The organism is bacterium endosymbiont of Bathymodiolus sp. 5 South (assembly GCF_900128535.1).
GTDB lineage: Bacteria > Pseudomonadota > Gammaproteobacteria > PS1 > Pseudothioglobaceae > Thiodubiliella.
On the sequence record NZ_FQTR01000008.1, the window covers coordinates 17,602 to 31,889 of the forward strand.

General features: G+C 39.7%; 12 protein-coding genes and 1 pseudogene. 8 read left to right on the forward strand and 5 right to left on the reverse strand.

From position 1 onward, the window contains the following. Positions 1–82 precede the first annotated feature (82 nt). From BBROOKSOX_RS01820 to secA, 3 genes are read right to left on the reverse strand one after another with little or no spacing between them, the layout of a single operon-like run. Complete coding sequence (locus BBROOKSOX_RS01820; RefSeq protein ID WP_139659495.1) at positions 83–1,717, reverse strand: RNA-binding domain-containing protein; 1,635 nt, start codon at positions 1,715–1,717, stop codon at positions 83–85. Continuing rightward, positions 1,711–2,790 (reverse strand): anhydro-N-acetylmuramic acid kinase, encoded by a 1,080-nt coding sequence (locus BBROOKSOX_RS01825; protein WP_139659496.1) that lies wholly within the window; start codon positions 2,788–2,790, stop codon positions 1,711–1,713. Before BBROOKSOX_RS01825 ends, BBROOKSOX_RS01820 begins: the two co-directional genes overlap by 7 nt. Then, positions 2,777–5,470, reverse strand: a complete 2,694-nt coding sequence (secA, locus tag BBROOKSOX_RS01830; protein WP_306821326.1) for a preprotein translocase subunit SecA — start codon at positions 5,468–5,470, stop codon at positions 2,777–2,779. Before secA ends, BBROOKSOX_RS01825 begins: the two co-directional genes overlap by 14 nt. A gap of 76 nt (positions 5,471–5,546) precedes the next feature. Between secA and BBROOKSOX_RS01835 the strand changes: the two genes are divergently transcribed. The 6 genes from BBROOKSOX_RS01835 to BBROOKSOX_RS01860 all read left to right on the forward strand — a co-directional run bounded on the left by BBROOKSOX_RS01835 (position 5,547) and on the right by BBROOKSOX_RS01860 (position 9,914). Next, positions 5,547–5,858 carry a hypothetical protein gene (locus tag BBROOKSOX_RS01835; protein ID WP_139659498.1) on the forward strand — a complete coding sequence of 104 codons (312 nt, stop codon included), beginning with the start codon at positions 5,547–5,549 and terminating at the stop codon, positions 5,856–5,858. 243 nt (positions 5,859–6,101) lie between these two features. Beyond that, a complete protein-coding gene (gene petA / locus BBROOKSOX_RS01840; protein WP_139659499.1) occupies positions 6,102–6,737 on the forward strand; it encodes a ubiquinol-cytochrome c reductase iron-sulfur subunit in 636 nt (211 codons plus the stop codon). A gap of 4 nt (positions 6,738–6,741) precedes the next feature. Then, the gene (locus tag BBROOKSOX_RS01845; protein ID WP_139659500.1) at positions 6,742–7,968 is read left to right on the forward strand and encodes a cytochrome b; all 1,227 of its coding nucleotides are present in this window, start codon (positions 6,742–6,744) and stop codon (positions 7,966–7,968) included. Position 7,969: 1 nt separating this feature from the next. Continuing rightward, a complete protein-coding gene (locus tag BBROOKSOX_RS01850) occupies positions 7,970–8,836 on the forward strand; it encodes a cytochrome c1 (protein WP_139659501.1) in 867 nt (288 codons plus the stop codon). A 75-nt stretch (positions 8,837–8,911) separates the two neighbouring features. Then, positions 8,912–9,541 (forward strand): glutathione S-transferase N-terminal domain-containing protein, encoded by a 630-nt coding sequence (locus tag BBROOKSOX_RS01855; protein ID WP_139659502.1) that lies wholly within the window; start codon positions 8,912–8,914, stop codon positions 9,539–9,541. A 10-nt stretch (positions 9,542–9,551) separates the two neighbouring features. Continuing rightward, entirely contained in the window at positions 9,552–9,914 is a 363-nt protein-coding gene (locus tag BBROOKSOX_RS01860) for a ClpXP protease specificity-enhancing factor (protein ID WP_139659503.1), read from the forward strand. Here BBROOKSOX_RS01860 and bioD read toward each other — a convergent pair. Continuing rightward, complete coding sequence (gene bioD, locus BBROOKSOX_RS01865; RefSeq protein ID WP_139659504.1) at positions 9,906–10,547, reverse strand: dethiobiotin synthase; 642 nt, start codon at positions 10,545–10,547, stop codon at positions 9,906–9,908. The two genes, BBROOKSOX_RS01860 and bioD, sit on opposite strands and share 9 nt — an antisense overlap. Before the next feature lie 37 nt (positions 10,548–10,584). Here bioD and BBROOKSOX_RS01870 point away from each other — a divergent pair, with 37 nt between their 5' ends. Beyond that, positions 10,585–11,541 (forward strand): dihydroorotate dehydrogenase, encoded by a 957-nt coding sequence (locus tag BBROOKSOX_RS01870; protein ID WP_139659505.1) that lies wholly within the window; start codon positions 10,585–10,587, stop codon positions 11,539–11,541. A gap of 4 nt (positions 11,542–11,545) precedes the next feature. Continuing rightward, positions 11,546–13,993 carry a leucine--tRNA ligase gene (gene leuS / locus BBROOKSOX_RS01875; protein WP_139659506.1) on the forward strand — a complete coding sequence of 816 codons (2,448 nt, stop codon included), beginning with the start codon at positions 11,546–11,548 and terminating at the stop codon, positions 13,991–13,993. Between the two features lie 57 nt (positions 13,994–14,050). Here the strand turns inward: leuS and BBROOKSOX_RS01880 are convergent. Further along, positions 14,051–14,151, reverse strand: a pseudogene (locus tag BBROOKSOX_RS01880) (IS1595-like element ISBaz1 family transposase); the annotation flags it as partial. Between the last annotated feature and the right edge of the window lie 137 nt (positions 14,152–14,288).

Genomic DNA, 14,288 nt, shown 5'->3' on the forward strand with positions numbered 1-14,288 from the left:
AACATTCTTTTAAACCATTGTTTTAATTATACTTTTAATAAATAAATGTCTAAAAAATGTCTAAAAAATGTCTAAAAAATGTTTAATTTTTAGGTTTAGACATTTTCCACAACTTACCTTGTGGCTCTATTAGTTTTTGTTTTTTTAAACTTTGCAAATTGTTTCGAATTTTATTCCTTTTCTGTTGCTGGCTCAATACATCAGGCAACTTATCTAACAGCATTTCTTCAAAATCTTGCCGATTTCCAACTTCAAATTTATCTAAAAATTTAAGTATCATGTTTTGACAATACTCGTTATCAATGCCTTTGTGCTTGATGTAAGAAGGCTTTTCTCCTATTGATTCTGCAATAGAAGACGAAATATGGAAATTGGGTTTACGTCCTTCAATTAACCCCTTGCCCCTTAGCATTTTAATTTCAGCATTCAGCAAAGTCACGCCTTTTACCACTTTATCCAACAAAATAATTTCTTGCAAAGTCAATTCACTTTTCGACTGTGCAAGTTTGCGTGCATAATTGATATCAACCACTTTGCCAATAATTTTAACCTTAACTTGGTTGTTGTCTAGGTTGTAGCTTGGCAAGGGAAAAAACTTATCCTTTTGTAAAACAAACATTTTTTTAATACCACTGCCAATAGTATCAATCATGCCTAAACCGACCATGGCGCTTGCAAGAAATGGGTTACGATAATATGTTTCTGGCGCATCTGCCGCCACTACTTTTTCCACACATCCAGGAATAAAAGCACCCGAATTAACAAAAATCAAAATACCGTCCTCACGCTCCACTAAATTTATTTGTCCACCCAATGTATAGTCTTGGTGTGCAATACAATTATTTAACGCCTCACGAATAATAAAAGGATCAAACTGATCCACTTCATCAGGAAACAGGGTGCCTTCGGGTAAGTAGCGATATTTTAGGTTTCTAATTTTGGCATAAACTTGATTAACACTTAATAATAATGGGCAACCAAAATGCTCATAGTCTTTTTCAATGTTGTCTCTATCTTTGAGTATCCAAGTGATTTTTGCTACAGCAGGTTTAATAAAGTGTTCAGATTCTGGCTTTCCAAGCAACAATATAGTTGTGTTGGTAATCTTTCCTTGAGAGGTAATTTTGGCTTTATTTAAAAACTTTATGTCATTCCATTCTTCTATTTTTAGCGTTGGGTTCTTAACTTTAAATTGTTTTCTTGCCTCACTGATTGCCCCAATAAAAAGGTCATCAATTGTGGCATGTTCAACAACTTTTTCGCTCCAATCAGATACATAGTTTTGCAACCTAATACGCTCCCTCTCTTGATTGTTTAATGCACTTAAACTTGAGCCGTTTCTGCCATAACAATGCCCCTTCCAATCAACTGGCATACCTTTTGGTGCAGGAGGAATTTGCAACATCAACACCTGTTTTCCCTCAACATTAACACGATGAGTGTTTATAAAATTGGATGTTGGAGAGGTGTTGCTGGCAATTTCCTGCTTGTATTCGTTTAAGGTTCTATCCGTAATTTTTGTACCAAAAACCTTATGTTTATCATTAATACCAAAAATCAACCATGCGCATTCCTTATTGGCAAGATTTGCCTCATTGCTTAATGCGGAAAAATATTGACCCAATTTGTTTTTATCAAAACCTTGTTCAGCAGTTTTAAACTCCAGTATTTCAGTTTCTGCGTTAGTACGAAGTAAGGCATTTAATAGGTTTAACATTCCTTGCCTTGGTGCTGATAAATACCGCCTAAAATGCGTGTGCCACAGGCACCTGTTACCGATGGCAGATTTGATGACTCGCCATTTATTGTTTGTTTAGCAAAATAAGCAAAAGCCGCCGCTTCCACATAATCTGCAGATACACCTAAATCATTGGTTAGCGTTACTTTGCTATCAGGATTTTGACAAATTAAGCGCTCAAATAAAAACAAATTGTGTACACCACCACCACATAAATAGACACTTGTACCCGTGGGGATACTTGCAGAAACACTCATTGCCGTTAGTTCTAGCAAGGTTCTTTGCACATCTTCAGGTGTCTCAGCACCTGTTAAGTGTTGCGATAGCCAGTCTAGATTAAAGTATTCTGGCCCTGTGCTTTTGGGGTGCTTTTTTTGAAAATAACCATCTGCAAGCATTGAGTCTAACAACACTGAATCAACCCTTCCAGAACGAGACCACAGTCCATCTTGATCATAATCTATGCCCTTATTTTGCTTTATCCAATTATCTAATAATGTGTTGGCAGGACCTGTGTCAAATCCAAACACCTCATTGTTTTTAACAATCGTAATATTGGCAATACCGCCCAAATTAACAATCACGCCCTCTTTGCCATTAAGCATATGCTGGTGGTACGCTGGTGTGAGCGGTGCACCTTGTCCGCCAGCAGCAATATCTTGCATGCGAAAATCTGCCACTGTGGTGATGCCTGTTTGCTCAGTAATAAGTGCACCGTGTCCGATTTGCATAGAATACTTGCCACCTTGATGATAGACAGTTTGTCCATGAGAGCCAATCGCTCGGATATCGCCCTTGTCCAATGAACTTTGTGTTAACAACTGATTGGCAGTTTGTGCAAATACTTGCGCCACATCAATATCAATTTGCCCCAAGTCTGCCAAAGAGGCGTTCCCCGTTTGGCTTAATTGTTGCAAGCGTGTTTTTAGCTCTGTGGGATACGGTGTGTAAGCTGAAGTAATAATTTTTTGACACCCATCAAGTACAACACCATCAACACCGTCTATACTGGTGCCTGACATTAGACCTATATAGGCACTAACTTTTGCCATGGCATTGTTTGTATTTTTTGCCTGAACCGCAAGGACAAGGGTCGTTACGCCCTATTTTTTCACCACTGCGTTGATAGGTTTGTGAGTTATTGGGTGTATTTTTCATCACTACAGCTTCTTCGTGCTGTGTGTTTTCTCCTAAAGGATTGCTGTGTGTCGCTAATATGTCGTCATTGTTTTGTTGCTCTACATCATTAGCACTGGTATTTTCATTAATGGTCACACTGGAAAGCGCTTTAACAATCTCAACATTGATCGTGTTTAATAGGGCTTCAAACATTGCAAAAGACTCACGCTTATACTCTTGCGTTGGATTTTTCTGTGCATAACCACGCAAATTCACACTTTGGCGCAAATAATCCATCGCTGCTAAATGCTCTTTCCAAAAATGATCTAGGGTTTGTAGCATCACTGCTTTTTCAAAGCCACGCATTTGCTCGCTACCCACAATCTCTTCTTTATAATCACAAATTTGCCCCAAGCCTTGGGAAATTCTTGACTCCAATTCATCAACATCTACACCTTCTTTCAGCCATTCTTGTAGTGGAAAATCTGCCGCATAGTCTGCTTTTAAAGCATTGTACAAACCTTCAACATCCCAGTCTTCTTCGGCTTGTGCTGGAGAAATATAATCAGCAAACAACTCACTAACAACCCCCTGACGAATAGCGATAAATCTATCTTGCACATCATTAGCGTCCATTAATTCATCGCGTAATTTATAAATAATCTTGCGCTGGTCATTTGACACATCATCATATTCTAAAAGGTTTTTACGCGCGGTATAGTTCATCTCTTCGACTTTTTTCTGTGCATTTTCAATAGCACGATTTACCATCTTATGCTCAATTGCCTCGCCTTTTTCCATACCCAATCGTTGCATCATCACCGCCATTTTTTCACTGGCAAAAATACGCATTAAATTATCTTTTAAAGATAGATAAAAGCGTGTTGAACCTACATCACCTTGACGACCAGAACGACCACGCAACTGATTATCCACACGACGAGATTCATTACGCTCAGTACCAACAATATGCAATCCGCCCACTTTAATCACTTCATCATGGTGTTTTTGCCAATCTTGTTGTTGCGCATCGGTTGCATCTTCTGCTAATTTGCCACCCAGCACAATATCCGTACCTCGACCCGCCATATTGGTGGCGATTGTTACCGCACCAATCGCACCCGCATTAGCAATAATTTGCGCTTCACGCTCGTGTTGTTTAGCATTTAAAACCTCATGCTTAACTTTCTTTTGTGTCAGCAGCGCTGAAATGGCTTCAGAATTTTCGATACTACTGGTACCTACCAAAACAGGTTGCCCTGTCTTTTGACAGCCTTCTACATCTTGAGCAATCGCTTCTAATTTTTCATCCAGCGTTAGATAGATTTTGTCAGACATGTCGTTTCGTGTTGATGGTCTGTTCGGTGGAATGACCGCAGTTTCCAAATTATAAATCGCCTGAAATTCAACCGCCTCAGTATCCGCTGTACCCGTCATACCCGAGAGCTTGTTGTAGAGTCTAAAATAGTTTTGAAAGGTAATTGACGCTAAGGTTTGATTTTCATTTTTAATGCTCACACCTTCTTTGGCTTCAATCGCCTGATGCAAACCTTCAGACCAGCGACGCCCCGGCATAGTTCTACCAGTAAACTCATCAACAATCACGACTTCATCGCCATCAACAATATAGTTGTCATCTTTATGAAACAAAACATGCGCACGCAGTGCTGAATTAATGTGTTGCATCAACAAAATATTGCTGGCATCATACAAACTCACGCCTTCTGGTAGAACGCCAGCCTCAATTAACAAATTCTCTGCTTTGGTATGTCCATCATCAGTCAAAAACACCTGCTGATGCTTCTCATCAACGGTGTAATCGCCCGCCTCTTCAACCACAACCTCTTTACCTTCGCCGCTCTCGGTTTGCTTGGTAAAGTTTGGAATCATGTGGTTAATCGCCTGATAAATCTCAGAATAATCGTCTGCCGCTCCAGAGATAATAAGTGGCGTCCTGGCTTCATCAATTAGAATAGAGTCAACCTCATCAATAATAGCAAAATTAAGTTCGCGCTGTACTTTTTGCTCAGTAGTAAACGCCATGTTGTCTCTTAGATAGTCAAAACCTAACTCGTTATTCGTTGCATAAACAATATCACACTCGTAAGCGACTTTTTTATTTTCTGGCAACATATCTGAGGTGATAACGCCAACACTTAAATCTAAAAAGTCAAATATTTTGTTCATCCACTGTGCATCACGCGCCGCCAAATAATCATTCACGGTAACTATATGAACGCCCTTGCCAGTAAGTGCGTTTAGATAAGCGGGTAAAGTTGCCACTAAAGTTTTACCTTCGCCCGTGCCCATCTCGGCAATATTACCATCATGTAATACCATGCCACCAATCATTTGCACATCGTGGTGTCTAAGCCCCAGTATTCTAACACTGACCTCACGAATTACTGCAAATGCTTCTGGTAACAAGGCATCTAGTGTTACTTTATTTTCAAATTTTTGCTTAAGCTCTTGTGTTTTAGTGCTTAATGCTTCGTCACTCAAAGCTTGCAACTCAGGCTCAAGCGCATTAATGTCTTCAGCTGCCTTGCTTAGTTTTTTTATTAGCCTGTCGTTGTGAGAGCCAACAATTTTAGCGACAACTTTATTTATAATACTCATTTAAAACCATACTCTTAAAAATTATTCTATTTTCCCACAGATAACACAATGTATATAAGTTAAAACACCGATGTCAGAAAAAATAACAAACTTATCAAAATTTATCCCAAAAGGCGAATTAGGGCAATTATTTCAGCAAGCCAGAGCCCTAAACCACCTCAACGAACAACTATCAGAGCACCTGCCAGAGCAATTTGCGTTGCTATCGTTATGCACAATTAAAGACAACACCGCTACTTTTGTTACTGATAATCAGGCGATAATTTTTCGTGCACAAAAACAAAACACTGTTTTGCTAAACGCAATAAAGCAAGTAAAATCACTAACACATATAGAAAAAGTGGTTATCAAAATTGATTTAAAGAGACCTTTGCATAAATAGGGATGATTAGCAAAATCCAATTTTTGCCCAATGGGTGATTTCTTTAAACCTTGTCCTGGCAGGGCTAAGGCTGGGTTTAAAAAATCGCCAAGTGGGTGAAAAGTGGGTTTCTGATGATTGTTCCTATTTATGCAAAGGTCTCTTAAAAGAATATTAGAAGAAATTAATTTGTATAAACCCAATATACATTATAATTATTGGGTTTTTATCTTCATCATTTTTTCAAAAAGGAATAGCAATCTTATGTCAGAACAAACAATAGACCTTAAGAAAAGACGCTTCCTAACCAACGCAACAAGCGTGGTTGGTGCTGTTGGCGTCGGTTTTGTGGCGTGGCCGTTTTTATCAACATGGAATCCATCTGCCAGAGCAAAGGCTGCTGGTGCACCCGTTGAGGTTGATATTAGTAAACTTGGGGAAGGGCAATTGGTTCGAGTACTTTGGCGCAAACAACCGGTTTGGATTTTTAAACGCGATAAAACCACTGTTTCAAATTTAAGCACATTAAATGATATATTAGTCGACCCAAACAGTTTGGAAACCTCTCAGCAACCAGAATACGCCAAAAACCCTTACCGTTCAATTAATCCTGATATTGCAGTCATTATTGGCTCTTGCACCCATCTGGGTTGCTCCCCAACTTACCGCCCTGAGCTCGGTGCCGCCGACCTTGGTGGTGACGCTTGGAAAGGTGGTTTTTATTGTCCATGTCATGGCTCTAAATTTGATTTGGCAGGGCGTGTGTACATAGATGTTCCCGCACCCATTAACTTGATGATTCCGCCTTATCACTTCGTATCAGATACACTCATTCAAATTGGTGTTAGCCCAGAAGAGCACGAAGTAACCCCTATTTTTAAATCTAACAAACTCACTTAGCATTATGGATAATAATAAAAACTGGATTGATCAAAGATTCCCGCTAACTAAAGTTTGGAACGAGCATTTAGCAGAGTATTACACACCAAGAAACTTTAACTTTTGGTATTTCTTTGGCTCGTTAGCTATGCTGGTATTGGTAATGCAAATCGTTACAGGAATATTTCTAACCATGCATTTTAAACCTGACGAGTTAAAAGCCTTTGCATCGGTTGAATACATTATGCGTGATGTTAACTGGGGTTGGTTAATTCGCTATTTACATTCAACGGGTGCCTCAGCGTTCTTTATTGTTATTTATCTACATATGTATCGTGGCTTGCTTTACGGCTCATACAAATCGCCACGAGAGTTGATTTGGATTCTCGGCATGGTACTCTACATTGCTCTCATGGCTGAGGCGTTTATGGGTTATGTACTACCATGGGGTCAAATGTCTTACTGGGGGGCGAAAGTCATTATCTCGTTATTTGGCTCTGTGCCGCTTATTGGTCCTGACTTATTGGTGTGGATTTTAGGTGATTATGCGGTGGGCGACCCAGCACTCAATCGCTTCTTCTCATTGCATGTTATTGCATTACCACTTATCCTAGTAATACTGGTATTCCTACACATTGTAGCACTCCATACGGTTGGTTCAAACAACCCAGATGGTGTTGAAATTAAAAAGAATAAAGATAAAAATGGCATTCCAAAAGACGGTATTCCGTTTCACCCATACTACAGCGTTAAAGACATCGTTGGTGTGGTGGTATTCTTGATGATTTTCTCGGCAGTAGTGTTCTTTGCACCAGCAATGAACGGTTACTTCTTAGAGCATGCTAACTTTATTGAAGCCAACCCACTAAAAACCCCCGAACATATTGCACCACTTTGGTACTTAACGCCTTTCTACTCGGTATTAAGAGCGATTCCGCCTATGTTTAACTCACAATTCCCAGGGGTTGTGGGTATGTTTTCAGCGCTATTAATTTTACTGGCGTTGCCATGGTTAGACCGCTCTAAAGTAAAGTCAATTAGATATCGCTCATGGCCTTACAAAGTCGCGCTAGGTGTTTTTGTGGTTAGTTTTATCACGCTTGGCTGGTTGGGCATGGAACCAGTAACAAAAACAAACTCTATATTAGCACGAGTTTTCACTGTGATTTACTTTGGTTTCTTTATCTTAATGCCATGGTTTACTTCTATTGGAAAAACCAAAGAAGTGCCTAAAAGAGTAACGGGAAAATAAAATGAAAAAATTATTAACAACAGCATCTGTTTTAGTAGGCTTAACAATCTCTTTCAATCTTTTAGCAAATAGTGATATACACCTTGACCATGCTGATACAAACATTAGGGATCAAAAATCACTACAAAATGGTGCGCAATTATTTATGAATTATTGCTCGGGCTGTCATTCTCTCTCTTTTATGCGTTATAACCGCATCGGCAAAGATTTGTTTTTAGGTGACATCGTAAGCGCTTATAAGCAAGCAAAAACAAATTTGTCAAATGACAACCCATTAAGTCATTCCGATTTACAAGCGCTTTCAAATGCGATTGATAATCCGGTAAACAACGCCAAAGAAGCAGAAAAAATGCTGAGCAATCTTTCTGACGATGTTATTGCAGAAAACTTAAGCAAGGCAACTGACGAAATGATTGAAAAAAACCTTATGTTTAACGCCGATAAAGTAGGTTCTCCAATAATTGCAACCATGTCGAAAAAAGGGGCGGAAGCTTGGTTTGGCACAACACCGCCAGACTTATCTTTGGTCGCTCGCTCTAAAGGCACAGATTGGATTTACACCTACTTGCGTAGTTTTTACAAAGATGACTCTCGCCCCTTTGGTGTGAATAACAAAGTGTTGGTTAATGCCTCTATGCCAGATGTTTTATGGCATCTTAAGCAAAGTAAATCAACAAAAGATTTCAACCAAGATGTGCGTGACATTACTAACTTTTTAGACTATGTTGGTGAGCCTGCAAAACTGGTACGCGTTGACTTAGGCTACAAAGTATTGGGCTTCTTGTTTATTTTATTTATCCTTGCTTATTTAATGAAAAAAGAATATTGGAAAGATGTGAAATATGGCAAATGGCGCGCTAAGGATTAATTAATCTCATTTTCTGATACACTAACTCAGCGCCTTAGTAATGACGCTGTTTTTTATTTTTAAGGACAACTCAATATGTTAAAACCAAACCCATCCTCAACCATTCTTTACTCTTCTGCTAGCGAAATGGAATCGCATATAGTGCGCTTCATTATGGCAGAAAAGAACATTGAAAGAGAAATCGCCAACCTAAAAACTGAAGAAATTCCTGAAGAAATTCTAGATTTAACGCCTTACCCAACATTACCAACATTGTTTGACCGTGGTATTGTTTTATACGATCTTTCTGTCATTATGGAATACTTAGATGAGCGCTTTCCATTCCCGCCGTTATTGCCTGTTGACCCGATTGAAAAATCAGAAAAACGCCTGCTAATCTTTAGATTTACAAGAGCAGCCAGTAGCTGGTTTGAACTAGCAAACACTATTGAGACAGGTGCAAAAAAAGATGCGGATAACGCCAGAAAAACACTTAAAAGCAGTTTAATTGAATTGGTGCCTTTGTTTGCACATCAGCCCTTCTTTAAAAGTGATGATATGACGATTGTTGATACATGTTTAGCTGTATTATTGTGGCGCTTAAAAAAGTTTGATATTGATTTAGGTAAGCCTGGAAAAGCAGTCACTGACTATGCAAAGCGTTTGTTTGTAAGAGAAAGCTTCAAAGAGAGCTTAACCGATTGCGAAAAAGAATATAACGCTTAAAAATGCCTTCATGACATCGGTTGCACCTTATTTGATTCGTGCTTATCATGAATGGATGGAAGACAGCGGACTGACACCACATATTTTGGTTGACTGCTCAAAACCTGATGTTGTTGTGCCCAAACCCTTTATCCAACAAGACAAAATCGTACTCAATATCAGTAGCGATGCAACTACCTCCTTGGTTATAAACAATGAAGCAATTTCATTCAAAGCACGCTTTGATGGAAAATCTCAGGATATATATGTTCCTACTGATGCGGTGCTAACAATTTATGCAGGTGAAAATGGCGAAGGTATGTTTTTTGAAAACAAAGCCAAACCCATTGATACAGAAAAACCTAAAAAATCCAATCTAACAGTATTAGATTAATGTCAATATCTTGGTATTAAAGTCGCTCAACTTGTCTTTGTTAAAAACCACCACATCAACATCTGTATAAGCACTGAGCGCCTTAGCATTGTCTAGGCTGTTGGGTGTTATTTGATTGAGCACCAACATTGCAATATTGAGTTTGTGCTTTTTAGCGGCTTCTATACTGAGCAATGCCTGATTGATAGCGCCTAATTCATCCTTAACAACAATAACCATAGGTAAATTAATGGCAACAGCAAAGTCACTATTTAACACTTGTTGTGCCATGGGTGAATACAGTCCACCCGCACCCTCAATCACCACAAAATCATCACTGCTACTTGGCTGTACCGCCTTAACTAAATCCTTAAGAATAATGCTCAAACCTTGTTCTATGCTGGCTTTTTCACCACTCACACAAGCGCTAAATTTAAATCGACAAACCGCATCAATCGGCCCTGGGTTGCTGCAGACATTATTTAATAACACCGCATCTTTTGGCAACAAACCATCACTGGCTTTGACACAGTCGCTCTCAATTGGCTTTCTAGCCACAACGCGATATTTTGCATTAAGTGCTCGAATAATATAACTGGCAACAAATGTTTTTCCAACATCGGTGCCACTACCACTGATAAACAATCCTTTCATAGTGAATGATTTTAACAAAAAATGTATAATAGCACCTATGCATAATAACTTAAAAACTAAGTTCTGTGGAATGTCGCTAGACTCGCCCATTATCCTGCTTTCAGGTTGTGTTGGCTTTGGCGAAGAATATACCCGTATTCAAGGCTTTTCCAATAAAGATGTGGGTGCAATCTGCCTCAAGGGCACAACACTTGAGCCACGCCTTGGCAATATCCCACATAGAGTCTGTGAAACCCCCGAAGGTATGATTAATGCCATCGGCTTGCAGAATCCAGGTAGCGATGTTGTTATTAATGACATTATGCCTAGGTTAGATAAGACTGAAACTCGTTTTATCATTAATATTTCAGGCTCGTCTGTTCAAGAATACGGTGAAATTGCCAAACGCTTTAATGACACTGATATTGACGCTATAGAAATCAACATTTCGTGTCCAAATGTCAAAGAAGGGGGTGTGGCATTTGGTAACGACCCTGATATGTCCTATCGTGTGGTTGAGATTTGTCGCCACAACACAACGAAACCAATCATTACCAAACTCTCGCCTAATCAAACTGACATCGCTAATAGCGCACAGCGTTGCATTGATGCAGGCACAGATGGTTTAGCCGTCATTAACACACTTATGGGGATGGCTATTGACACCCATTCACGCAGGCCTGTTATTGGCAACAATCAAGGTGGCTTATCAGGTCCTGCGATTAAACCCATTGCGCTACTCAAAGTACATCAAGTTTATCAGGTAAGTAAAAATCACAATGTGCCGATTATTGGTCAAGGTGGTATTATGAGCGCAAATGATGCGATTGAATTTATCATTGCGGGGGCTGCCACTGTTGGTATTGGCACAGCACTATTTTACGATCCTTTGGTGTGTAATAAAATCAACGATGGTATTAGTCAATATCTCACAAACAACAATCTAAGTAGTGTTAATGAACTGGTTGGCACACTGGAGCTTAACCCTGTCATTTCTCCTTGCAACTCAAAATAAAAATATGAATTCAGAATATAACGCCCAAGAAATTGAGGCACAAGCACAAAAATATTGGCAAGAAAACAAGTCATTTGAAGTTATTGAGGATGATTCAAAAGAAAAATTTTACTGCTTAAGTATGTTTCCATACCCTTCAGGTCGCTTACATATGGGGCATGTGCGTAATTATAGCATTGGCGATGTCATTGCTCGCTATCAAAAAATGCAAGGCAAAAATGTGCTACAACCGATTGGTTGGGACGGGTTTGGCTTGCCTGCTGAAAATGCGGCACTTAAAAATAAAGTGCCACCTGCAAAATGGACTTATGAAAATATTAACTATATGCGCCAACAGCTTACCGAGTTGGGCTTTGGCTACGATTGGTCTCGTGAGCTGGCAACTTGCCACCCGCAGTATTACCACTGGGAACAATGGCTATTTGTTAAACTCTTTGAAAAAGGTTTGGTGTATAAGAAAAATGCAATTGTTAATTGGGACCCTGTCGACCAAACAGTGCTCGCCAATGAACAAGTGATTGATGGACGCGGTTGGCGCTCAGATGCACTGATTGAAAAAAAAGAAATCTCTCAATGGTTTATGCGTATCACTGATTACGCTGATGAACTATTAGACGGTTTAGACAAGTTGGACGGATGGCCCGATGCAGTTAAAACCATGCAAAAGAACTGGATTGGCAAATCAATCGGCTTGGAAATCGACTTCACCAGACAAAGTTTGGATGCACTCAGCGTTTACACCACACGCCCAGATACACTGATGGGTGTTACTTACTTGGCAATTGCAGCCGAACACCCTTTGGCACTGGAGGCTGGCAAAGACAACCCTGCTGTGCAAGCCTTTATTGATGAGTGCAAAGCCATGGAAACTTCTGAAGCCGCCATGGAAACCATGGAGAAAAAAGGCATTGATTCAGGGCTTAAATGCACTCATCCGATTACCGGTGGGGCAGTGCCAATTTGGATTGCTAATTTTGTACTCATGGGCTACGGTACCGGCGCGGTAATGAGTGTGCCAGCACACGATGAGCGCGATTATGAATTTTCCAAAAAATACAACATCAGCATCAAACAGGTTATCAGTAAAGATAAAAATACCAATGAAGGTGCTATTACCGATAAAGGGGTCTTGTTTAATTCTGGGCAGTTTGATGGTTTAGATTTTGACCAAGCTTTTGACAAGATTGCCAAAACCCTTGAAGATAAAAACCTAGGTAGTCAAAAAACCAACTATCGTCTGCGTGATTGGGGTGTATCGCGTCAACGCTATTGGGGCTGTCCAATCCCTGTCATTAACTGCCCAAGTTGTGGCTCAGTGGCTGTGGGGGAGAGCGACCTACCCGTTGTTCTGCCTGAAGCAGTGGTCTTTGATGGTATTGGATCACCGATTAAAAAAATGCCAGAGTTTTATGCAACCACTTGCCCAAAATGTGGCAAGGCAGCGCAGCGTGAAACTGACACCTTTGACACTTTTTTTGAGTCTTCTTGGTATTTTTCCCGCTATACCTGCAAAGACAATAATAAGGCAATGTTAGATGAGCGCGCTAACTATTGGTTAAAAGGTGGTGTAGACCAATACATTGGTGGCATTGAGCACGCAATCTTACATCTTTTGTACGCACGGTTTTTCAACAAATTACTGCGAGACGAAGGCTTGATTGAAAATAACGAACCCTTTAAAAATTTACTCACACAAGGCATGGTCTTAAAAGATGGCGCTAAGATGAGTAAATCCAAAGGCAATACCGTTGACCCACAAGAAATGATAGCCAAGTATGGTGCAGACACAGTGCGCTTGTTTATCTTATTTACGGCTCCGCCGACACAAGATTTAGAGTGGAGCGATTCTGGACTAGAAGGCGCACACCGTTTTATTAACAAGGTTTATCGTTTAGTTAAGGGTTTTATAAAAGACCAAGCAAACAGCCCTGTTGGCTCTTTAAGTAATCTTAATGACATCCAAACAGATGTTCGCTTGAAAACTCACCAAACACTCAGAAAAATCACTGATGATATGGAGCGCAGACACCTATTTAATACAGTGATTGCCGCACTCATGGAGCTTAGCAACACGCTATCAAAGTTCACCGATACCAAAGACACTTCGATGGCAGTGCGCAAGGAATCGTTACATATCTTACTTAAAACGCTCAGCCCAATTGCACCACATCTGTGTCATCACCTGTGGCAAGAATTAGGACATAAGACAGCGATTGTCAATGAACCTTGGCCAAGTGTTGACGAGAATGCTCTCGTGCAAAATAAGGTACAAATCATCGTCCAAGTTAATGGAAAATTGCGCGCTAAACTGATCATAGCTGCCGATACCAGCAAAGCACAAGTGGAGGCACAAGCTCTAGCTGATGAGAATGTGGCTAAATTTATTGATGGCAAAACCGTCATCAAGGTTATTGTTGTGCCAAATAAGTTGATCAATATTGTTGCTCATTGATGATACATAAAACTATTTGTCTATCAAAATATGCAAAAAATTATGGGTCATGACAACTTAAGCGGCTCTTTTCTGAACATTCCAAGCAAAACCTTATAAAGGTTTTGCTTGCGATTATTAAATTTAAATTCACATTCTTTAAGGTGTAAATTAAACATCTTAGATTCACATCATAAGTGCAACACTCAATTATACCAAATTCAAAAAACAACTAAACTAAAAAACTCCACTCTCTACTACACAAATTTTTAATAAAACCATCCTCACTTAGTATTTCATTCCAAGCCTGACAAGA